The organism is Treponema lecithinolyticum ATCC 700332, assembly GCA_000468055.1.
GTDB lineage: Bacteria > Spirochaetota > Spirochaetia > Treponematales > Treponemataceae > Treponema_C > Treponema_C lecithinolyticum.
Genome location: KI260569.1, coordinates 89,661 through 110,906 on the forward strand (window position 1 = coordinate 89,661; position 21,246 = coordinate 110,906).

17 protein-coding genes and 1 pseudogene are annotated in these 21,246 nt (G+C 44.0%); 2 read left to right on the forward strand and 16 right to left on the reverse strand.

Annotation, left to right across the window (positions count from 1 at the left end):
• Positions 1-7 precede the first annotated feature (7 nt).
• From rpsA to HMPREF9193_RS08605, 11 genes and pseudogenes are all read right to left on the reverse strand, one after another.
• Positions 8-2,367, reverse strand: a pseudogene (gene rpsA, locus HMPREF9193_RS08550) (30S ribosomal protein S1).
• The gene (locus tag HMPREF9193_RS08560; protein WP_306699055.1) at positions 2,351-3,091 is read right to left on the reverse strand and encodes a pseudouridine synthase; all 741 of its coding nucleotides are present in this window, start codon (positions 3,089-3,091) and stop codon (positions 2,351-2,353) included. The pseudogene rpsA and the gene HMPREF9193_RS08560 overlap by 17 nt, the downstream one beginning before the upstream one ends.
• The gene (gene scpB / locus HMPREF9193_RS08565) at positions 3,066-3,605 is read right to left on the reverse strand and encodes an SMC-Scp complex subunit ScpB (protein WP_021687721.1); all 540 of its coding nucleotides are present in this window, start codon (positions 3,603-3,605) and stop codon (positions 3,066-3,068) included. Before scpB ends, HMPREF9193_RS08560 begins: the two co-directional genes overlap by 26 nt.
• A gap of 65 nt (positions 3,606-3,670) precedes the next feature.
• Complete coding sequence (locus HMPREF9193_RS08570) at positions 3,671-4,417, reverse strand: segregation and condensation protein A (protein ID WP_021687722.1); 747 nt, start codon at positions 4,415-4,417, stop codon at positions 3,671-3,673.
• Positions 4,418-4,446: 29 nt separating this feature from the next.
• On the reverse strand, positions 4,447-5,052 hold the full coding sequence (gene folK / locus HMPREF9193_RS08575; protein WP_021687723.1) for a 2-amino-4-hydroxy-6-hydroxymethyldihydropteridine diphosphokinase: 606 nt from the start codon (positions 5,050-5,052) through the stop codon (positions 4,447-4,449).
• 1 nt (position 5,053) lies between these two features.
• Positions 5,054-6,334: a recombinase RecA gene (gene recA / locus HMPREF9193_RS08580; protein ID WP_021687724.1), complete on the reverse strand. Its 1,281-nt coding sequence runs from the start codon at positions 6,332-6,334 to the stop codon at positions 5,054-5,056.
• Positions 6,335-6,485: 151 nt separating this feature from the next.
• Positions 6,486-7,571 carry a tetratricopeptide repeat protein gene (locus HMPREF9193_RS08585; RefSeq protein WP_021687725.1) on the reverse strand — a complete coding sequence of 362 codons (1,086 nt, stop codon included), beginning with the start codon at positions 7,569-7,571 and terminating at the stop codon, positions 6,486-6,488.
• A 5-nt stretch (positions 7,572-7,576) separates the two neighbouring features.
• The gene (locus tag HMPREF9193_RS08590; RefSeq protein WP_021687726.1) at positions 7,577-8,644 is read right to left on the reverse strand and encodes a hypothetical protein; all 1,068 of its coding nucleotides are present in this window, start codon (positions 8,642-8,644) and stop codon (positions 7,577-7,579) included.
• Between the two features lie 3 nt (positions 8,645-8,647).
• A complete protein-coding gene (locus HMPREF9193_RS08595; protein WP_021687727.1) occupies positions 8,648-9,799 on the reverse strand; it encodes a tol-pal system YbgF family protein in 1,152 nt (383 codons plus the stop codon).
• Positions 9,796-10,437: a ribulose-phosphate 3-epimerase gene (rpe, locus tag HMPREF9193_RS08600; RefSeq protein WP_021687728.1), complete on the reverse strand. Its 642-nt coding sequence runs from the start codon at positions 10,435-10,437 to the stop codon at positions 9,796-9,798. The genes HMPREF9193_RS08595 and rpe overlap by 4 nt, the downstream gene beginning before the upstream one ends.
• 4 nt (positions 10,438-10,441) lie before the next feature.
• On the reverse strand, positions 10,442-11,986 hold the full coding sequence (locus tag HMPREF9193_RS08605) for a uracil permease (protein WP_156882489.1): 1,545 nt from the start codon (positions 11,984-11,986) through the stop codon (positions 10,442-10,444).
• A 129-nt stretch (positions 11,987-12,115) separates the two neighbouring features.
• Between HMPREF9193_RS08605 and HMPREF9193_RS08610 the strand changes: the two genes are divergently transcribed.
• Together HMPREF9193_RS08610 and greA are read left to right on the forward strand one after the other, a co-directional pair.
• Positions 12,116-13,048: a tetratricopeptide repeat protein gene (locus HMPREF9193_RS08610; protein WP_021687730.1), complete on the forward strand. Its 933-nt coding sequence runs from the start codon at positions 12,116-12,118 to the stop codon at positions 13,046-13,048.
• 33 nt (positions 13,049-13,081) lie between these two features.
• The gene (gene greA / locus HMPREF9193_RS08615; protein ID WP_021687731.1) at positions 13,082-15,775 is read left to right on the forward strand and encodes a transcription elongation factor GreA; all 2,694 of its coding nucleotides are present in this window, start codon (positions 13,082-13,084) and stop codon (positions 15,773-15,775) included.
• A 24-nt stretch (positions 15,776-15,799) separates the two neighbouring features.
• On the opposite strand, the gene HMPREF9193_RS08620 is transcribed toward greA, so the two are convergent.
• Genes HMPREF9193_RS08620 through dut form a run of 5 tightly spaced genes read right to left on the reverse strand, consistent with a single transcriptional unit; the run spans position 15,800 to position 21,229 of the window.
• Positions 15,800-17,281, reverse strand: coding sequence for a HEAT repeat domain-containing protein (locus HMPREF9193_RS08620; RefSeq protein ID WP_021687732.1), 1,482 nt, complete (start codon positions 17,279-17,281; stop codon positions 15,800-15,802).
• Complete coding sequence (gene tgt / locus HMPREF9193_RS08625) at positions 17,278-18,408, reverse strand: tRNA guanosine(34) transglycosylase Tgt (RefSeq protein ID WP_051306051.1); 1,131 nt, start codon at positions 18,406-18,408, stop codon at positions 17,278-17,280. The genes HMPREF9193_RS08620 and tgt overlap by 4 nt, the downstream gene beginning before the upstream one ends.
• Positions 18,409-18,444: 36 nt before the next feature.
• Complete coding sequence (locus HMPREF9193_RS08630) at positions 18,445-19,506, reverse strand: LptF/LptG family permease (protein ID WP_021687734.1); 1,062 nt, start codon at positions 19,504-19,506, stop codon at positions 18,445-18,447.
• On the reverse strand, positions 19,503-20,753 hold the full coding sequence (locus HMPREF9193_RS08635; RefSeq protein WP_021687735.1) for an LptF/LptG family permease: 1,251 nt from the start codon (positions 20,751-20,753) through the stop codon (positions 19,503-19,505). Before HMPREF9193_RS08635 ends, HMPREF9193_RS08630 begins: the two co-directional genes overlap by 4 nt.
• Complete coding sequence (gene dut, locus HMPREF9193_RS08640) at positions 20,750-21,229, reverse strand: dUTP diphosphatase (protein WP_084604395.1); 480 nt, start codon at positions 21,227-21,229, stop codon at positions 20,750-20,752. The genes HMPREF9193_RS08635 and dut overlap by 4 nt, the downstream gene beginning before the upstream one ends.
• Between the last annotated feature and the right edge of the window lie 17 nt (positions 21,230-21,246).

The window sequence follows — 21,246 nt, forward strand, 5'->3', positions numbered from 1 at the left end:
GCCGATATCAGCTTTGTTTGTTTTTCAGCAAATCACCCAGCGTAAATGCGCCGTCTTCGTCGTTATCCGAAGCCGACATATACTGCGAAATTTCAGCACGCTGCATTTTTTTCTTAAATTCTTTAACGGAAAAAGCGGCTTTTTGTTTTTCAGGGTTTATTTCAACAACGTATACATTGATTTTGTCGCCCACATTGTATTTTTTTACCGCTTCTTCGTAGGGTTCGTCTTTATCTTCGCTTAAATTCGATTTATTAACCAAACCTTCAATGTCGCCATCAACCCGCACAAACAAACCGAAATCGGTAATCGAAACGATTTCTCCTTCCAAAACGGAGCCTGCAGGATAAGATGCTGCAAAGGGCTGCCACGGATCTTCGGTAAGATGTTTTACACTTAAGCGGATGCGGCGGTTTTCAGGATCGTTTTCGGTAACGATAACTTCAATTTCCTGATCAACGGACAATTCGCTTCCCGGATGTTTAACTTTCTTTTTCCACGATAAATCTTCGGCAGGCAAAAAGCCGTCTATGCCTTCTTCCAATTCCACAAAGGCTCCGGCATTGGTTAACTTAACCACTTTGCGCGTTAAACGGGTTCCTACAGGATATTTATCAGCGATATTGTCCCATGGGTTCGCCGTTACTTGCTTTAAGCCCAGCGATACGCGACCTGCTTGAATATCGTAGCCGAGTACCATGCATTCCACTTCGTCACCGACTTTAACTACGTCGGAAGGTTTGTTTATTTTGCGTACCCACGAAAATTCGCTGATATGTACCAAACCTTCAATACCTTCTTCCAATTCGATAAAAGCACCGAAATCGGCAAGCTTGGTTACGTGCCCTTTAACGATATCGTTTACATGATATTTGTCTTCAAAGTGCAGCCAGGGGTCTTCGCTAAAGTGTTTAAGCGACAGGTTTATGCGTTTTTCCGCCGGATCGAGGCGGACTACTTTTAGCGTAATTTCCTGTCCTTTTTTTACAAAGTCTTTCGGACGCGTTACGTGTCCCCAGCTCATATCGTTTATGTGTAAAAGTCCGTCAAAGCCGCCCAAGTCTATAAAAGCGCCGAAACTGGTAAAACTTTTTACCGTACCGGTTACCGTATCGCCGATGGAAACATCGTTAAAAAATGCTTCGCGCTTTTTTTCCATATTTTCTTCCATGTAGCGGCGGCGGTTTACCACTACATTGGCTTTATTGTCCGAATACAAACGTTCTATATAAAATTTACTCTTTGTGCCCAAAAGCTTTTCGGGTTTTTCAACCCTTTGCATATCAGACTGGCTTATAGGCAAAAAAGCACGCATATCGCTGCCTAAATTAACTTCAAAACCGCCTTTAACGGCTTTTTCGATTACACCGTCCACCGGTGTTTTATCTTGAAAAGCTTGACGCAAATTTTTCCACAATTGTTTAGCGTCTGCTTTTTGCTTTGAAACAATAACTTCACCGTGTTTGTTTTCTTTTGCAATTAAAACAACACTTACCGTATCCCCGATTTTCGGCAATTCCGAAAATTCAGATATCGGAATTTTACCTTCAGATTTATACCCTACGTCGATAAACACTTGATCAGGTGTTATTTGTATAACAATACCGTCAACGAGCTGTCCTTCTTCAAGCGTCTCAAGACTTTTAAGATATTCTTCCTGTAACTGTGTCTGAATGTTCTCCGGGGAGTTTTGGGCGTCATTCACTGCCACTTCCGTCTTATCCATACTTAACCCTTAATCTTAATTTTTCGTATTATTATCTCACAAACCTGTTCAATGGTCAATAGCGTTGTATCGATATAATGCGCGTCCGAAGCGATTTTTAACGCTCCTTCTCTTTTATTTTTATCGATTTTGTCGCGCTCGATTATGGATTGTTTTATTTGTTCAAGCGATAAATTGCTTACTCCTTGCTTAAAACGCCGCTCGGCTTGGGCGTCTATCGATGCGTCCAAATAAAACTTGTAATCGGCATGAGGAAATACAACCGTAGTCATATCCCTGCCCTCGCATACAAAACTGAGCGAATCGGTTAGTTTACGCAGTTTTTCGTTTATAATATGACGCAGCTCTACAATACAGGATACTTGAGCGGCATGAGCGTCCACTTGGTCCGAATGCAGTAAGTGCTCAACGTCCGTTCCGTTTAAAATTAGATGCTCGTTTACGTAATCCATTTTTATTAAGCGCGCACGCTGCGTTACCGCTTTTTCGTCTTGCATATCTATACCGTTTTGCAATAAATCGAGCGTAACGGCGCGGTAAAAACTGCCCGAATTTAAAAACGCTATTCCCAGCGTGCGCGCAACCGCTTTGGCAACCGTACTTTTTCCCGTTCCGGCAGGACCGTCAATTGCTATAACCATATTTTTCCTCGAATAAATGTAATTCCGCATCAGTTAATTCTCTAAAAGCGCCGCACGCCAAACCGTCTATACGTATATTTCCTATGCGCACACGCTCAAGGGAGCGGATACCTGTTTCAAAAAAATCAAATACGCGCCGTATTTCGCGGTTTTTTCCTTCAACAAGCACAATGCGCATACTGCGCGCGGAAAGCGGCTGTGCACAACGGCATTTATAAAAAACACCGTCTATGCGTATTCCTTTTTCAAAACGCTGCGCCAATTCCCGGGGAAACGGAACACTTGTTTTTACAATGTATTCTTTTTCTATAAGCGACGAAGGGTGCTGCAGTTTTTTTGCAAACTGTCCGTCGTTGGTAAAAATAATAAGTCCTGAAGAAAACATATCCAATCTGCCGACATTGTACAAGCGTTCTTTAAAAAACGGCTGCAAAAGAGAAGCTGCCGTTTGCCTTCCCTGTTCGTCTGCCATAGAACACACATAACCTGCAGGTTTATTGAGCAGCACATAGCGCAAAGTTTGTTCCGGTTTTAAAACGCGGTTGTCCAAACTGACTTCATCGCTTGCACACACTTTTGTTCCTAAAGTGTCGACTACAACGCCGTTTACTTTTACGCGGCCCGAACTGATAAAAGTTTCTGCCGTGCGCCGACTTGCCGCCCCGCAGCGGGCAAGATACACTTGCAGCCGTATCGGTTCAGCGGGCAAGTTCGAATCGTTCACTTTCGGTTTCATCCAGTTTAGGTAAATCGGCTATACTGTTCAGTCTAAAAAATTTTAAAAAGTCTTTTGTCGTGCCGTACTGAGAAGGTTTACCGGGAATATCTTTTTTACCGACTTCTTTAATTAAATTGCGCTCGGCAAGCAAGCGTATCATATTGTCTGCGGATACGCCGCGTATGGCTTCTATTTCTCCACGCGTTATAGGCTGGGAATATGCAATAATAGAAAGCGTTTCCATTGCCGCGCGGGAAAGTTTTCCTTCGTTTTTTTTACCGTAGCGCTCTTTTAAAAAGCCCCACAAATCTTTTTTAGGAGTAATTACCCAGCCGCCCGATATTTGCGTCAGTTCAACGCCGCAATCTGCTGCACTATAGCGCTTTTGCAAACGTTCTAAAGCAGACGCCACCACTTCTTTGGACAAATCGGAAATACGCGCCAAAGCTTCCGTATTGAGCGGCTCTCCTTCAAGGTAAAAAATCGCTTCTACAAGCGCCGTTTCTTTGTCTAAATCCACTTACAACCCCGCTGGCATTGTACAGCCGCAGGGAAGCGCTTTTTTTATTTAAGCGCGCAGTACCCTTAGGCGGCTTGTACCGGCCTGATTTTTATATCACCGAACATACGGTTTTGGTAAATACAGGCAGTTTTGAATTTTACCGCTTCCAATATTGCCATAAAAGCGCATACAATGTCCATAATATTGCCCTTTTGTACAACCAAATCCGTAAAAAAACATTCACCTTTGTTGTCAAAAAACTCGTTCATAAGCGCCATTTTCTCGCTTACCGAAATTTCTTCGTACATGCTCATAATTTGTTCGTGCGAATAAGCACCGATAAGCTGCGAAAAAGTTTTCATTAACGACCATGTATCGATTTTTTCCCACAGTTCGTCTTCTTCAAAAGGCAAAACGCGCTGTATTTTTTTTCTTTCCAAAGTCCATTCGGCTTCCTGTTCTTTTTCTTCCATAAGCTCGGATAATTTTTTAAATTTTTGGTATTCAATCAGTTTTTCAACCAATTCTTTGCGCGGATCTTCCATATCTTCATCGGCAAAATCGGCTTCAACCGGTAAAAGCATACGGGATTTTATATATAACAAATCTGCGGCGGTTGCATAAAAATCGGTTAAACTGGCAAGGTCGGTAGTAACCGCATAGTCAAGATATTCCAAAAACTGTTCGGTAATTTCTCCGATGGGAATGTCGTAAATATTGACTTCGTTTTTTTTAATTAAAAAAAGCAATAAATCGAGCGGCCCTTCGAATTGTCCGAGTTTAAAAACCGTCGATTGTTCCGTTTCCGTTTGATCCGCATACTCTTCCACGCTGCGCCTCCTCGTGTAGTAAGCTCCTCTTAAAGTTTAAAGGGGCTGCAAAACTTTTTAATACCCGATACTTTACACACCGTATTCAAAACTTCAAAGCTGTACGCATCGGTATTGCAAACACAGTGCGCACCGCTTGTTTTTTGAACGGCAAGTGCACACAAACAGTGTTCATAAAAAGTTCTCTTTTGAGTATCGGCAGGTTCGGTTAAAATCTCCAGCAGAGGAATCAGCACAAAAGCTCTTTCGCTTAAGCGCGGATGCGGTATGTGCAGCGTTTGCGTTTGTATGTGCATATCGGCAAACAATTCGATGTCGATATCGAGTGTGCGCGGTCCAAAGCGCGTTTCTTTAGTTCTTGTGCGCCCGTATGCGGCTTCGGTTTGCTGCGTTAAACGCAAAAGCTGTTCGGCACTTCCGTCAAAAAAACCGGAAACCACCATATTGTAAAACAGGGGTTGCCTTTCCACATACATAGGAGCGCTTGTATACACCGATGAAAGTTTTATGCCGCTCAAAAAACCTTGTATTGAGCGGCATGCTTTTTTGAGTATGTCGAGCGGTTCAAGGCTTTGCCCGTTTGCACAAAAAGGAAGATTTGAACCGAGTCCCAAAACCACCGAAAAAGGCGGCATATTAAAACAAATCGGCGCCGGGATTTGCTGCAGCAGCGTTTGCGGCAGAAGCGGCGGCAGACGCACTTGCGTTCGGCGCACTTGAGCTACCCGCGCTTGCACTTTGCGCGGCGGCACTTGCAGAACTTGGAGCGTTTACTGCGCCGTTAGCGCCGGCACTTGCAGAACCGGCAGCACTTGCATTTACACCGGCATTTGACGTACGTGCAGCAGCTTTTGCATTCGCCGCGTCTTTTTTAGGCAGCACTTGCCCCGGAAAAAGTTTTTCGCGTATTTTCTTTTCAATATCCGCCGCAAAATCTTTATTTTGTTCCAAAAAGGCTATAGCGTTTTCTCTTCCCTGCCCGACTTTTTCGTCTTCGGTTGTATACCACGCGCCTTTTTTGTCTATAAAGCCGTGTCGCACTGCAGAATCGAGCAAACTGGCATAAGCGGAAACGCCCTTACCGAACATAATATCGAGTTCCACTTTTCTAAAAGGCGGCGCTACTTTGTTTTTTACTACTTTTACGCGCACGCGGTTTCCCACAACGTCTTCTTCACCTTTTGCATCGATGGATTCTATGCGGCGCACTTCAAGCCTAAGCGAAGAATAAAATTTAAGTGCATTGCCTCCGGTTGTCGTTTCCGGATTGCCGAACATAACTCCGATTTTCATACGGATTTGGTTGATAAAGATAAGCAAAGTTTTTGATTTTCCGATAATGGCGGTTAATTTACGCAGCGCTTGGCTCATAAGACGTGCTTGCAATCCCATGTGCGAATCGCCCATATCGCCTTCGATTTCCGCTTGCGGAGTAAGAGCTGCAACCGAGTCCACAACGATAACATCTACCGCACCGGAGCGCACTAAACTTTCGGCAATTTCCAAAGCTTGCTCTCCCGTATCCGGCTGCGACACCCACAGTTCGTCGATATTAACACCCAGATTTTTTGCATATGCCGGATCAAGCGCATGTTCGGCATCGATAAACGCCGCAATACCACCCATCTTTTGTGCTTCCGCAATAGCATGCAGGGTAAGCGTCGTTTTTCCTGAAGATTCGGGTCCGTATACTTCTATAACGCGGCCGCGCGGATAACCGCCTATACCAAGCGCTTCATCCAACAGGATAGAACCTGACGGAATAACGTCAATCCCCGCCGTGTGCGATGAAGTTCCAAGTTTCATTAAAGAACCTTGCCCGAACTGCTTTTCGATTTGCAGCCGAGCGGCTTCCAAAGCTTGCAATTTTCCCTGCATATCAGATGTTGCAGGCATTTCGTTTGTTACTTTAGCCATTATAGCCTCCCGCTATATATTATTAGGTATTTTTATTCATTTTTATCTAATTTTTCCGCACATTTTTTTCTTTTTTGTGTTTTATGCCTATTTTGCCGCCGTGCCGCACCGATTACCGTTATGCACGCTAAAGACAAACACACGCCGTTTATTATTGAGCGCGAACCGGCTGGTATACCGATTTACCTTTAAGCACAAGGCGTCCGTTTTCAATTCCGATACGGGCTAAAACGCTTACGGGCAAAGCCGTATCTATAACAACCGGCTGTTTTAAAACCAAAGGAACTATACCTTCCATTTTTTTCATCGTATCGTAGCCTACTAAAAAATCGCAGCGGTACTCGCTTGCTCCCGAATCGACGTTTGTTACCCTGCCCGACCACACTACCCAGCAATCCATATACAGCCACGGCTGCGATTGCACGGCAGTATAGCCGTAGTTGTCGCTGACGGTATCAAAACCGGGTTCTTTTAAATAGTCCATTAAAAGGCGCGCTTTTTGCCGTATAGCCGATGAAGCGTTTGAATTTAATATACGATTGATTTCCACTTGAGCGGCATTATCTTTGTATTTTTGAAAATACATTTGAGCGTCGGCATAAGCTTTTTCCAATTCTTTTTTGGTAAGAATGCACTTAAACACCGATGAGGCGGTATCTTGAACCAAAGCATTTTGCTTTTCTTCTACAGTAAGCACAAATGAAGAAAGATCCGCCCGTTTTTCCGTGTGTTTAAAAGGTGTTACAAACACAAATAAAACAAAAGCCGCACATAAAACGGCAGCGCTTGCCGCAATTAAAATACGCACGGCAGGATGCATAGCCAGAGGCGGATAAAATTGACGGATTTTACCGGTTTGAACCGCCGCGTTCAGTTTTTCCGCATCGCTGTTCTTTTTTATAAAATCGAGCGCTTTTTTTGCCGTCGGTTCGCCCGAATCGTATTCTTGCACTTCAAGGTAATATTCAACAGCTTTTTGCACATCGCCGCGGCGCAAAAACAGTACCGCTTGCGCATTGATAAGCGCAGTGTCGGTCAGTTTTAAATTGCGCGCTTTTTTATAATACAGTTCCGCCCCGCCTATATCTCCGACATACAAGCAAGCGGTTCCCAATGTGTAATAAAACGAAAACGAATCGCGGTAATCGATCAAAAGCGGTTCCAAAAGCGCAATTACTTCGGGAAAGCGGCGCGCATTGAGCAAACGCTTAGCCTTTGTTAAAACATCCGTTTTCATAGCGCCTACCGTTTTACCTTTGAAAGCACGGCATCTATTTCGGCATTTAAGCGTATAATCTCTTCAGGCTTTGCGGAAGCCGGATTTGCTTCCAAAACGCGTATGCGCTCCAACAACGAGTGTATATAAGCCGTTTCTTCATCGGTTAAATCGTAGCGCTCGCGCTCAAAAGGCAGCTGAGGATAAGAGCCGATATTTTCCGCATCGGGTTTATATTTTTTCATAGCATCATTGTCAAAATTGCGGTACAAATTTTCAAAATCAGCCGGCGGAATTCTTCCTGCACCCGTGGTAATATAAAAACGTATTTGAAGCGTTTCATTCGGATCAAGGTATTGCGGATTCCACGCGGCGCTTACAGCCGAATTATTAAACGATTGTATTGAATCGAATTTTCGCTGCGGAACCAAAACGGGCGCCCACACCGGAACGGCAAGCACGTCTTTGTTTGCCAGCGCAACCGTTTGTGTTTTTGTTATATCCCCGCCGAAAAACAAAAGACGCAGCGCAACTTCGCCGTTTGCCGATTGTATCCAGCGCTCGTTTTTCATATCGGTAAAATAGTATTCGGCGGCGGCGCTGTCCTGCAAAGCGGTGGAAAAATGCACACCCGAATTTTCGCCCAGCCACGTGTCGAACACGGCTTTTATTCCCATAAGGTGCTGTACGTCGTCGGTATTTTGAGCGCGTATGTCCACGCACAAAGCTTCGCTGTCGTGTACACCGTCGGAAATAAAAGTAAACACAATAGTGCATGCCATTTTATTTTGTACGGTAAAATTCAATTCGGCACCTTGTTCCAATGCGTTCGATTTTATACGGACGCCGCCGCTTCGCGACAGTTTTTGCACACTTCTGTCAATCAATGCGTAAAAAGCCGAGTTGGCGCTGTAGCGCTTTGAATCCAAAAGGGATACGTACGCGCCTTTAGCGTTTTTGCGGTATAAAAAAAATGTTCCGTCGTAATCTTCAATAACCAATTTAAGTTTACCGCTTGAAACTTCGGTATCGGCATATACAAAGCACAGCGCGCATACCAGTGCGGCATATATAAAGCATAGAATTTTTTTCATAACTTACGTTCCTCCCCTTACGGAACGTTCATCGAGCACGCGCTGCAGCCTGCCGGCTTTTTCGCGCAAAAGCCTCATCCAATCTTCCGAACCGTCGGGAAGTGCACCCTCTTGCTTCGGCATTTGTGCCGCATTTGCGCTTTCGCTTTCGCCGTTTGCAAAAGCCGAAGCGGTATCATCTGCTATAAGCGGCGCTTGGCTCGCTGCAGCCTCTTGTCCCGTTTGCGCTACAGCCGCTTTTTCAATATCCGCTTCGCTTCGCAATTGTTCGTTTAGCAAAAGCAAATCGTCCATTTTTCCGTCGAGTTCGGCATTGCGCCGGCGAGCTTCGTCCAAATCGCTTTGCAAAACGGCAGCTTGTGTTTCCAAATCCTGCACTTTACGTTTAAGCGCAAACGCTTCATCGCTTTGCATTTGTTTTATGCGCCGCTCGTAATCTTCTTTTGCCGCGGCAGCTTCTTCGCCGGTAAGGCGCAAAAGATACAAAAGTTTTTCTTCGCGTTCGCGCTGTTTTAATATTTCTATACGGTACAAACTTTCACCGTATTTTGAACTTTCGGGAAACTCTTGCACTACGCGCCGGTACAAGGGCAAAGCGCGCGCAAATTCATAAGAACGGTATAAAGATTCGGCAGTCCAAAACAAAGCCGAAGAAAACAAAGGATGATCGCTGTAGCGCGCGCAAAAAGCGGAAAAGCCTTCTGCCGCCTCGGCGTACAGTTTTAAGCCGAAGCGCGCCAACTGTGCTTGATATTCAACATACGAACGGTACGGGCTTGAAGCAAAGTGCGATATAAATATTTCACTGTCGCGCAAAACCGCAGCGTACTCGTGTAAATTCATTTGCGCACCGATTGCCAAATACCACACTTCTTCCGAAGCGGTTTGCGGGTTCCCTGCGGCTTTGCGCAAAAAAAACAATGCATTCGCCCAATCTTTATTTTTATATGCTTCAAGTCCGTGTATCAGCTCATCGTTGTACCGATACGAAAAATTGCGCGCCGGATTTTGTGCCGCGCTTTGGCGCACACTGCCGCCGGAGAGCAAAAAGTCTTCAGTTCTCGCCTCGGCGGTAAAACCGGTTTGAGCGGCAAATACAAGTACAGCGGCGGCGCATAATACGTTTAGTATAGAACGCAACGAAAACGGCTTCATCCTCTTAACTGCTCCCAGTGCAAGCTGCCGTCAAAAAAAGAAGAGCCGGAAACAAGCACATCGGCTCCCGCTTTTATCGCGTCTGCTGCCGTAAAATTGTTTATTCCGCCGTCGACGGAAATAAGATATGTTCCCCCGTGCTTTTCGCGGAAAAAAGCAAGTTCGGGAATTTTTTCCAAACAAAGCGGTATTAATTTTTGCCCGCCGAAACCCGGATTAACGGTCATAACGAGAACCAAATCGACATACGGCAAAAGCGCTTCTACCGCGCTTACCGGAGTTGAAGGAACAATGCTTACCCCGGCTTTTTTACCCAAACCGTGAATTTGTTCTACAAGGCGGTGTGCGTGAATAACGTTTTCCCAGTGAAAGGTTATATAATCGGCTCCCGCTTCGGCAAAAGAGCACACGTGTTTTTCCGGTTCGTTTATCATAAGGTGCACGTCAAAGGGTAATGTAGTCAGCGGCCGCAAAGCGCGCACTATAGGCTGCCCAAAAGAAATATTCGGTACAAAAGCACCGTCCATAACATCTATGTGAACCCAATCAGCGCCGGCACTTTCTATTTTTTCCATCGAAAAAGCAAGATGAGTAAAATCGGCGGATAAAACCGAAGGTGCAAGCAGTATATTTTTCATACTATTATAGTAACAAACAAGTTGAATTGTGTAAATGGGTGATTTTTGATTTTTTACTTAAGTTTTTGATATGCACATACATGCATATCAAGGCTAAAACCGCATATATAACGATAAATTGCAAACTGCCCGGCGGCAGCAAAGACAACGAACTTTGATGTATAAAGCCTATTGCCGAAAGTGCGCTTAAAAGCAAAGCCGTAACGCCAGCTCTTAAATATTCTTTTTTGATAATATACGCAATCCACACACTGTATAAAAAACCTAAAGTAAATGCACCGTTTGCCAAATACGTAAAACCCTGTACGGCAACTCCTGCTGCTGCAAAAGTTTTGTAGTCTATATCCGCTACCGAACTTCCGGCTGCATGCAGCGCATTGTCCAAAACCGTCAGCACATATTGTGCAAAAATAGGAAACAAAGAAAGATATATAACGCTGCTGTAATCTTTTTTTAAATTATTTTGCACTTCCACGGCAACGCTTATGCCTACGATAATTAAAAAACACATAATAACTTGAAAAGGAATAAAAGCGATAAGCAGCAAAGGCAAACCGAAAAACAACAGCACGTACGGAATAATCATACACAATAAATAACCGCTTTTTGCCCCGCTTCGTTTCCAAGCTGGGTGCCCGTAGTATACGGTTGTCGGAAACGGGCTTCCGAATACGGCGGCAGCAAGAGTTGTCAGTCCGTCGTATATCATAGTTTGACGCAAGGGGTAGCTGTCTCCCGCAGCATCGGCGCTTTCGACGGCTTGCATCGTGGACAAAGAATTTGAAATTTGTAGCGGCACAATCACGCACAGATACGGGTTAATTTGACCAAAAGCGGCTATAATATCTTTTATGCATAAAACGGGAGGATACCAACCTACATTTTGAACAGCTTGCGCTACTTGTGCACTTGTTTGCGACTTGGCAAGCCATGCCGAAAGCGAGCCTAAAATTAAAATTAAAACCGCATTCGGTACTTTCGGAATTAAGTTTTTAGTATAAAACAGCGTTAAAAAAGCTATAAAAAGCGGTACAAGCGCACTGCGCGGTTGACTAAACACTTCGGTAAAACCGTTAAACGAAAGCCACACCAAAGAAGCTGCAGCCATATTTCCTACAAGGGCGGAACGGGGAATAAAACGGCGGATAAAGGGAGCGGCAAAACCGCTGGCAATTTCAATAAGGCCGCCTACAAAACAGCTTGCCAAGCCTACCGTCCATGCAAAATACGGATTTCCCGTTTGCCGGTATACGGGTACTATAATAATAAAAAGCCACGCCAACGTTTGTGTAGAACTTATGCCGAAAGGTAACGCCGTTACATCGCTTTTGTGCTCCCGTATACTCAGCTTATAAGCTTGGCACACATAAACGATACTTCCGGCAATGGAGCTTACCGCAATACCCGGAAGTATGCGTCCCAGTACAAGAGCAGCCGGCATTTTTTCGGCAAACAAAAGAACTGTGATAACAATCGAAATTTTGGAAAAAGCATCGGCTAAAACGCCGAAAAAAGCCCCTACATCACCTGAAGAAAAATACGAACGCATCCGCATACTATAATACAGCGGAGTATTTTTTGTAAAGCCGGCTGCACACAGGTACGCTGCGGGCTGCATAGCCGACAAGTATCCGTAATTGACTAAAACGCTCTAATCTGCGATAATAAAAAGAGTATTATGAGTACTCAGGCTGAAACAGGATTAACCGCAGCTTTTAATGCACTCACCGAGGGCAACCCTCGAAAGGCAAAAGCGGTACTCGAACATACCTTGTCAAACGACCTCGAAAACGGGGAAGTGATATTCGCGCTTAAGTGCGCAAACTTTTGGTGCGTCATACTCGAAGAAGCGCAGCTTACGGAAACCGCCTACCGCAAAGGCGAAATGCTGCTGGAACAATGGAAGCGTTTTACCGCCTTTATCGGAGAAGAGGCAAAGCGCCATGAACAAGCCGTGTACGCGGTAAAAAAAGGTGTATTTTCTTTAGCGTTGGAAAATTACCAGCGCATGCTAAATGAAAAAAACAAAACCTTAAAAGCCGAAATGCTGTACAAAACCGGTTTGTGTCACAAACTGTTGGGGAACTACGAAACGGCTATACGTTTTTTTCAAGACGCAAATACTTTGCAGCCGAATTCGGCGGATATTTTTGCCGAATTGGCGGATTGCTATGCGTTATGCGGCGAAGAAAAAACGGCAAAAGTGCTGTTTCGAGAAGCTTTTTTTATAGAGCCGCAGCAAGTAGACAATTCATTTTTGGAATCGGAATTGTTTTGCCGTTTAGCCGAACGCACGCAAAAAGCCGGTTATAGCGGGCAAGCACTGCAAGAATGGCTGCCGGTATACGGTGTGCTGTACGGCGTTTTTAATATAAAACGCGAACTGAGGGCTTTGGAAGCGGGTAAATTAAAGCAAGCGGTGTTTGCTCTGGAAAACGAATTAAAAGAAGCGGAAAGTCAAACGGAATTGCTTGTGCCGCGTTTGATAAACCATTATTTTTGGCTTATAGACCATTATAATACTACAAACAGCGAACGGGCGCGGATAAACGAAACCCTGCTGAAGATAAAACTGCTAGACAGTTCCATATACGATATGTATACGGTGTAGAGCAAAAACGGCAAGCATTGCAAGGAGAAACTTATGTCGGAAACGTTGGTAAAGTCGGTTCAGAATATGCTGAACGAAGAAAAATGGACACGAGCCGCTATCAGCAATTATACCAAAAATCATTTTATTGAACTGGCAGCTGTCGTAGAAAAAGCGCGTGAAGAAAACCGTATCGATGAAATTCAAAAAGAGTGCGACGACCACCTTGCACATACTAAAAACAGCATTATCGCTTTATACATTTCAGGCATGCTCGGATTAAAGAAAAAAAACCTGGACAATTCCGCCCTTATTTCTTTGGTTAATATTTTTCAAGATAACCACAAAAACCCCATCGTCATATATTTATGCGAAACCATATTAGCCGAAGACGAAAGTAATAAATTTGCCTTGCGTACGCTTGCCAATGCATACCGCGAAGAAAACAACGAAAAAATCTGGGATATTTACGAAAGCTTGGTTAAATTGGATTACGAAGAAGCCGACATTGCCAAACTGCTTGCCGAAAAATATGAAAAAGACGGCAATATGGAAGATGCCGTTGACTACTATAAGAAAGCTTTGCTGCGCTATGTCAATAGAAAGACACTTAATCAAATTAAAGAAGTGTGGATAAAGCTGATAGCCCTTATCCCCGAAGAAATTGACTTTTTTTACTTGGTACAGCGCAAAATCGCAAAATCGATAAGCGATATACGCAGCGCATCGTTAATGCAGGAATTATACGCATACTATAAAGACAATCAAAAATGGGACACCGCAATCGACATATTAAAGCTCATTTTAAGCATTGACGAAAAAGACTCGTGGGCGCGCAAAGAATTAACCGAATGTTTCCGCGGTAAATATGCCGACCACAGCCAATTGGACGATTATATCCGCATTTCCAATTTAACGCAAAGCTGGCGCAACGTATTTGAAGCGATAAGCGATTTTGAAAAGCACATTGCTTTCGACGCTAAAAACTTTGTATTCCATCGCTCGTGGGGCGTTGGCATTATCCGCAAAGTACAGGACGATGAAATTTCCATTAACTTCGGAAAAAAATTCGGCATACGCTCCATGTCGCTAAAAATGGCGGTAAACGCTTTACAGCCTTTGCAAAAAGACCATATTTGGGTTTTAAAAGCTACCAAATCGAAAGAAGAATTGGCAAAAATGATAAAAGCAGACAAAGCCTGGGCTTTGAAAGTAATTATCAAAAGTTTCGGCAACAGCTGCGATTTTAAACGCATAAAAGCGGAACTGGTACCTTCAATTCTTACAGCAGGGGAATGGACAAGCTGGAACACGGGCGCTCACAAAGTGCTGGAAAACGATTCCACATTCGGCGTAAACCCGAACGATATAAGCATGTATATGGTGCGCGACCGCGCTATTTCACAAGAAGAAAAACTGTCAAACGAATTTAAAGCTCAAAAACAGTTTTTTATGCGCATAGATATTTTAATGAAATTCGCTCAAGATGCGGATACCGAATCGGAATTGTTTGCCGATATGTTTTCGTATTTTACCGGCTATTTGCGCGCTTTTTCGTCCGTTAACGAACAAACGCTGGCAGCATTTTTGGTTATACGGCGTATCGTAACCGAACACCCGCACATGAATCCGGGCATTTCTTATACCTTTGAACAACTGTACGGCGAAATTAAAAATCCGAATGCGCTGTATTTGGCTTTAAAAGACACTAAAAACACTTTTTTACGCAAAGATTTTCTTACCTGCATACGCACGCTGCTTCCCGATTGGCAAAAACAATACGTACGCTTGTTCCCCACTGTACTGCAGCAGGAAATGCTCACTGCCCTTTTGAACAACGGGCATACGGATTTACTAAAACAGCTTGCAATTAACAGCTTTGAAAACTTCCGCGATTACCGCGAAGCGGCTTTGTTTTTCTTTAAAGAATCACAAAACGAAGATTGGTTTAAAGAAACGGGCATAAGCTTCGAAAAACAATTAATTACGCTTATCCATATTTTGGATGTAACGTACCGTGAAATTGCAAACCACCGCGACACAACCGATAACAGAAAAATAAACCGTCAAGTGCAGCTGTTGTTGTTCAAAGAAAACACGCTGTTAACTTATATGCTAGAAAACGATGAAGACACCATCACGCGTTTGTACACATTGGTAAACGATGTGCGCGATTTGGATCCTGCAATAAAAATGAATATGCGCAACCGCATTTTGGAAAAACACCCCGAATTTAAATTTTACGGAACCGAAGAAAAAACGGTGGTTACGCGCGGTCTTATCGTTACGGCAAAAATGCTGGACCAAAAAAAGCAGCAGCTTGAACATATTATTTCTGTGGAAGTACCGGAAAACTCAAAAGAAATCGGCGAAGCGCTTGCACAAGGCGACTTAAGAGAAAACGCCGAATATAAAGCGGCAAAAGAGCGACAACAGCAATTAAACAGCACCGCTTCGCGCTTGCAAGATGAAATAGACCGCGCTCAAATATTCGATCCTTCAACGGTTACCACGGCGCGCGTATCGTTCGGCACAACAGTATTTTTATTAAATAAAAATACCGGAAAAGACGAAGAATACACGATTTTAGGACCGTGGGAATCCGACCCGGATAATAAAATTATTTCGTATATGTCGCCCTTGGGCAATGCTTTAATGAACGCAAAAGAAAACGAAGAATTAAACTTTGAAATTAACGAACAAAGCTATGCGTATACGGTAAAAAAAATAAAAGCCGTTAAATTTTAACTGTTAAACACCGGCTATAGGCAGTTATTGAGCGCTGTCCAACAGCGCTTTGGCTTTTGAACGGATGCTCGACGGTTTTTCTTCTTCGGCAATACTTTGCACAAGCGGCAAAACTGATGTAAAACGGTTTTTTTTGTATATATCCAATCCGGTTGCCTTTGTTGCTACATCGGCGCTTTTAATATAAGCGGCGCAAACGGTTTCAAATTTGGCGTTTTCGTATTTGGCAAATTCTTTGCCTAAAGCATAGCGGAGCGCCTTTTTTTTATCGTCGGCAAGCGATTTTTCTGCAAGTTCAACTACCGCTTCTACTCCGCCGGGAGCATTATATTTTAAAAGAGAAGCGGCAGCTTTTACCTTTAGCGTATCGCCGCGACGTGCGTCTTTTAATATGCCTATCATATAATCAATGCCGTCTTTATCGGTAAAAAAAGCCAAAGCGTCAAAACATTCGTATTTAACCGCATTTTCCGCATCGTTTTTTGCACGGTACAATAAATACGGCAACGCGTCCTTATACTCTTGTTCTTTAACGGCGCTCACTGCTTCCAAACGGACTTTATAGTGATTGTCTTTTAAAGCGGCTAAAAACACATCGTGGGCGGTATCGGTTTTACTGTGAGAAAGCCCCTTTATAACGTATTGGCGTAAATTGGGATCGGTGCTGTCAAAAAGTTCAACTAAAACTGCAGAAGCTTCATCCGGTTTTATATTACCGATTGCTTCAGCTGCATACATGCGCACAAAGCCGTTTTCTTCTTCGTCTTTTGCCGTTTCAACCAATTTGTCCCAAGTTTTTTCCGCTTTTATTTTACCGAGTGCTTTTACTACGCTTTGCTTTTGCGCTACGGTTATATCTTTATCAAACCACTCGGCTAAAAAAACGGCATCTTCTTCGCTGCCGACCGTACCGAGCGCGATAATCGACGAGTCGAAAAACGCTTCGTTTTCGTTTTCTATAAGCGCACGCAATAAAGGAGCGGCTTCGCGCAGTTTTATTTTTTCGGCATACTTTATTAAAGCGTTTATCGTCGATTTTTTTTCGTCGTACGGGTCAGCTAAAACTTCCAGAGCATATTCTTTTAAAACGGGATCTTCAAATTCCGTATGGTATGCGATTATTTTATCGCGCAAAGCACTTGTTTTTACCGCAGGAAACAGGCGCTCCAATTCGGCAGAAAACGAATCGTCTTTTTCTTTTATAAGCGTATCGAGTAAAGACACTGCTTCGCTTTCCAATCCGTATAGCAGGGTTTCTTTTCGACTTTCAGAACGGTCGGTATCGGACGCACCGGGCTGCTTTGCGCCGCCCGTTTCGTTTGCAGACGGCTTTTCAAAAGCGGAAGGCTTTTTCGCAGCCGGTGGCGCAGAGCCGGACGCTTTTTCCGAAACTGCCGGCTGCTCACTTGCCGCAGACGGCTTTTGGGCGCTTGCTGCCGGAGCAGCGCTCGGCTGTACAATCAGTACGCACAATAGCGCCGCAAAACTTACACCAAAGCTTTTCACTTACGTCCTCCGTATCGGCTTAAAAAAGCGCTGCGGTAATCTTCAAAACGTCCTTCGCGGATTGCGCTTCGCACTTCAATCATCATATTATACAAAAAAGCCAAATTATGATAGCTTCCGAGCATGGATGCGGCAATTTCATTATTTTTATATAAATGATGCAAATATGCGCGTGAATAATTTTTACACACTTTACACGTGCACTCACTGTCTATCGGAGAAAAATCGGCAGCATAACAGGCTTTTTTTATAGCAATGGGACCGTCTTTGGTAAAGTACGAACCGTTGCGCCCGTTGCGGGTAGGAAGCACGCAGTCAAACATATCTATGCCGTTTGCAACCGCCGTTAAAATATATTCGGGTGTACCGATACCCATAACATAGCGTACTTTATGAGGGGGCAAAAGAGAAGCGGTAAAAGCGAGCATTTCGCAATACAGTTCATAGGGCTCGCCGACGGAAAGTCCGCCTATTGCAATACCCGGCAAATCGAGAGAGGCAACAAATTCGGCGCTTTGTATGCGCAAATCTTTAAAAAAGTTTCCCTGCACAATGGGAAACAGCATTCCTTCGTAGCCTTCTGCTCTGCGTTTTTCCCACTGAGCTTTTGCGCGCCGTGCCCAATTTTCGGTAATGCGCAGCGCTTCTACAGCTTTTTTTTCGGTTATGCCGTAGCCCGTGCACACGTCAAGCTGCATTTGAATATCGCTGTTAAAGCGCGCTTGAATATCCGCAACGGTTTCGGGCGTTAAAATATGACGAGAACCGTCTATATGGCTTTGAAAACGAACTCCTTCGTTGGTAATTTTTCTAAACGGCGCAAGCGAAAATACTTGAAAACCGCCCGAATCGGTTAAAAAGTTTTTATTCCACCCGGAAAAACCGTGCAATCCGCCGGCTTTTTCCAAAATATCGGCACCCGGCCGCAAATACAAGTGATAGGTATTTGCCAATATAATTTCAAAACCGATTTCCGCCAAATCGTCTTTACTTACCCCCTTTACGGATGCATTTGTACCTACGGGCATAAAAACCGGTGTTTGCACGCTGCCGTGAGCAAGAGAAAGTACGCCGCAGCGCGAACGTCCGTTTGAGTCGGTATGAGTGCATTTAAAAATTTCTTTCACGGTAAAACATCCTCTATACCTTTAGTTTACTTTATTTTATGTGCGGGCAAAACGAAGCAGTACCGCACTGACTGCCGTAAACAAAAACACGGGAAACCACGCGCCGGCAAACGGCGAAATATAGCCGAACTGTGCCAAAAGCATAGTAACCATTTGCGTTATATAAAACAATACTGCAGCGCTTACACAGGATACAAGGCTTATCATTAAAACATTTTTACGCGACTTTCCCGCTAAGCCGACCGATAAAAATACGGCAATAAACACGATAAAAGGGAAAGCGAATTTTTTATGATACAAAGAACTTTCTTCGGCGTGCGGTATACCGGTGCGTTTTAATTTTGCAATATATTCGCGCGCTTGTGCAGTGCCGATTTCTTCAACCGAAAGGGCAATATTTTTAAACGTGTCCGGAATTTCTGTTGAAACGAAATCGGAACCTTCGGTAAACGATAAACCGTTTTCATCGTGTATATAGGTGTACGGTTCGGTTAACACCCATTTTTCCCCGTCCCACCAAGCGCTTTGTGCGCAAATAATACGGTCGAGCGTTTTATCTTGCGCGCGCACTACAATCATAGGAGAGTACAAACGCTTTTGCGTATCATCATAGTAGTCGGCGCGGTACACAACCGAACCGCCTTCCGCCAACACAACAACGCGGTCGTTATCGTATGAAACGGGACGGTTAAGTGTTACCTTTTGTAAATCGGTTTTTTTGCGGTAATACGGCACCACTACATTGTCTTCAAAAAAGAAAAAACCTATGCTCAAGGCAAACGAAAAAATCAAAAGCGGCAAAGAAAAACGCAAAAGCGAAACGCCGGAAGCAAAAATAACAGTTAACTCGTTGTTTGCATACAGTGCACTCAAAGTAAAAGCTGCTGCAAACAATACGGCTAAAGGAATTGAATACGAAAGTGCTTTGGGAACATACAATAAACTGATGTGTGCAATACGCTTTAAGCCGGCTCCTTCAAGTATATACTGCCACAGATTGGTTAATAAATCGACTAAAAGCAATATAAAACAAAAAAATACCAAAGCACCGATAAACACGGGTACAAAGCGCTTTAAAAGATAGCGGAGCAGTGTCATGAGCGCACCAACTTAATATAAAACAACAGCGCGCATACAAACGTTAAGATGTTGGGAATCCACATAGACCAAAACCCGTTAAAACCGTTGCGCAAACCGAATTGCTGCCCTAAAATCATCAGCGCCCAATAAAAAACGGCAATAACCACGCCTATAATCAAACCTGCCGTTTGCCCGTTGCGTTTGCCGAACACGGCAGCTAAGGGAAAAGCCAGCAGCGCAAAAAATAAAGAACCGAACGGGAGCGAAAATTTACGGTGGTATTCAAGTTTATATGAATTAAGCAAAAGTTCGTTTGCCGAATTTGAATTTTCTTTCATTTCTTTTAATTTGATTTTTAAATCATGCGAAGTTAATTCCTGCGGGTTTACGTTTTTATACGACGGCAAAAACGACGAAGAAAAGATATTGAGTACGGCTTTATCGGATCGCAAAAAATCGTAAAAATCTTTTCGTTTTGCGTCAAAAAAAATAACCAACGCTTTTTTCATATCGAGCCGCATAATGACCGCATCGTCTTCAGGAGCTTGAATATCCGCTCCGGCTGCAACAACTATACGCTGATTTCCGGCAGAATCGGTGTCGAACAAAAGCAAATCGGAAACCGAGCGCTTGGACACATCGCCGATAACGAGGGTGGAATTTTGAGTGCGTTTTATGGAATGCGGTTCCAATTCAACCGCAGGGTTCGACACAATAATGGATAAATACAATTTATTGTATGAAATCGTTCCCAAAGGCAATAAATAATCGTTTACCGCAAACGAAAATACGGAAATAAGCAAACCGAGCAGTACCACCGGCAGCATAAAAAAAAGCGGAGAATGACCGGCGCTGCGGATAATAAGAAACTCGTTGTCCGTTACCATGCGTCCGATACACATTAAAAAACCGACAAGCGTTGCAAAGGGAGCCGATTGCGCGATTACAAAGGGAAGCGAATAAAAAATAAACAAGGCAACTTTTCCCAAAGGAACGCGTTTTTCCAAAATATCGCCGGCGCGCAAAAGCATGTGGTTAACAAAAAATATTAAAAAGAAAAATAAAAAAGCGACGATAAAGTACAAAAGCAGCTCACGCAAAATATACGAAAACAACACGTGTTTCATGCGCACGGCAGCTCGAAAACGTTTTACGCGCTCGATATAAGGTAAAAGATACGGTACAAGCGTTTTATAAACGCGCAAAGCTGCATTTAAAACGGAGCGCCGGCACACACGGTATATGTCGGCAAATATGCCGATCATACGCCCGTACTTCCGAAGCCGCCGTCGGAGCGCTGCGTGTGCGACAAAGTTTCGGCAAGCACAAAAACGGCGCGTTCCGTACGGGCAATAACCAATTGTGCAATTCTGTCGCCGTGCGAAACGGTAAAGTTTTCTTTTCCGTGATTGATTAACAAAACTTTAAGTTCTCCGCGGTAATCCGAATCGATTGTTCCCGGCGCATTTAATACCGTAACGCCTTGTTTTGCCGCAAGACCGGAACGCGGACGCACTTGTATTTCGTAGCCTGCAGGAATTTCAAAAAAAAGACCGGTAGGAACGGCGCACCACTGGCCTGCACAAAGGACCAGCGGTTTTTCAAGGCATGCACGCACATCGGCTCCGGCAGCCCCTTGCGTTTGATATTCGGGAAGCACAACATTTTCGGCGGCTTTGCATTTTATGTGTACGGTATTGTTTTTTTTACTATCCGTATCGGTGTTTACATCGGCATACATATCGTTCATATCGGCGC

What these genes read in the sequence shown, in the direction of transcription:
- folK (WP_021687723.1), bottom strand. Translation starts at nt 5,052, where the DNA reads ATGCCGCCTTTTTCGGTGGTTTTGGGACTCGGTTCAAATCTTCCTTTT.
- recA (WP_021687724.1), bottom strand. Translation starts at nt 6,334, where the DNA reads ATGGCTAAAGTAACAAACGAAATGCCTGCAACATCTGATATGCAGGGA.
- HMPREF9193_RS08585 (WP_021687725.1), bottom strand. Translation starts at nt 7,571, where the DNA reads ATGAAAACGGATGTTTTAACAAAGGCTAAGCGTTTGCTCAATGCGCGC.
- HMPREF9193_RS08590 (WP_021687726.1), bottom strand. Translation starts at nt 8,644, where the DNA reads ATGAAAAAAATTCTATGCTTTATATATGCCGCACTGGTATGCGCGCTG.
- HMPREF9193_RS08595 (WP_021687727.1), bottom strand. Translation starts at nt 9,799, where the DNA reads ATGAAGCCGTTTTCGTTGCGTTCTATACTAAACGTATTATGCGCCGCC.
- rpe (WP_021687728.1), bottom strand. Translation starts at nt 10,437, where the DNA reads ATGAAAAATATACTGCTTGCACCTTCGGTTTTATCCGCCGATTTTACT.
- HMPREF9193_RS08605 (WP_156882489.1), bottom strand. Translation starts at nt 11,986, where the DNA reads ATGCGTTCGTATTTTTCTTCAGGTGATGTAGGGGCTTTTTTCGGCGTT.
- HMPREF9193_RS08610 (WP_021687730.1), top strand. Translation starts at nt 12,116, where the DNA reads ATGAGTACTCAGGCTGAAACAGGATTAACCGCAGCTTTTAATGCACTC.
- greA (WP_021687731.1), top strand. Translation starts at nt 13,082, where the DNA reads ATGTCGGAAACGTTGGTAAAGTCGGTTCAGAATATGCTGAACGAAGAA.
- HMPREF9193_RS08630 (WP_021687734.1), bottom strand. Translation starts at nt 19,506, where the DNA reads ATGACACTGCTCCGCTATCTTTTAAAGCGCTTTGTACCCGTGTTTATC.
- HMPREF9193_RS08635 (WP_021687735.1), bottom strand. Translation starts at nt 20,753, where the DNA reads ATGATCGGCATATTTGCCGACATATACCGTGTGTGCCGGCGCTCCGTT.
- dut (WP_084604395.1), bottom strand. Translation starts at nt 21,229, where the DNA reads ATGTATGCCGATGTAAACACCGATACGGATAGTAAAAAAAACAATACC.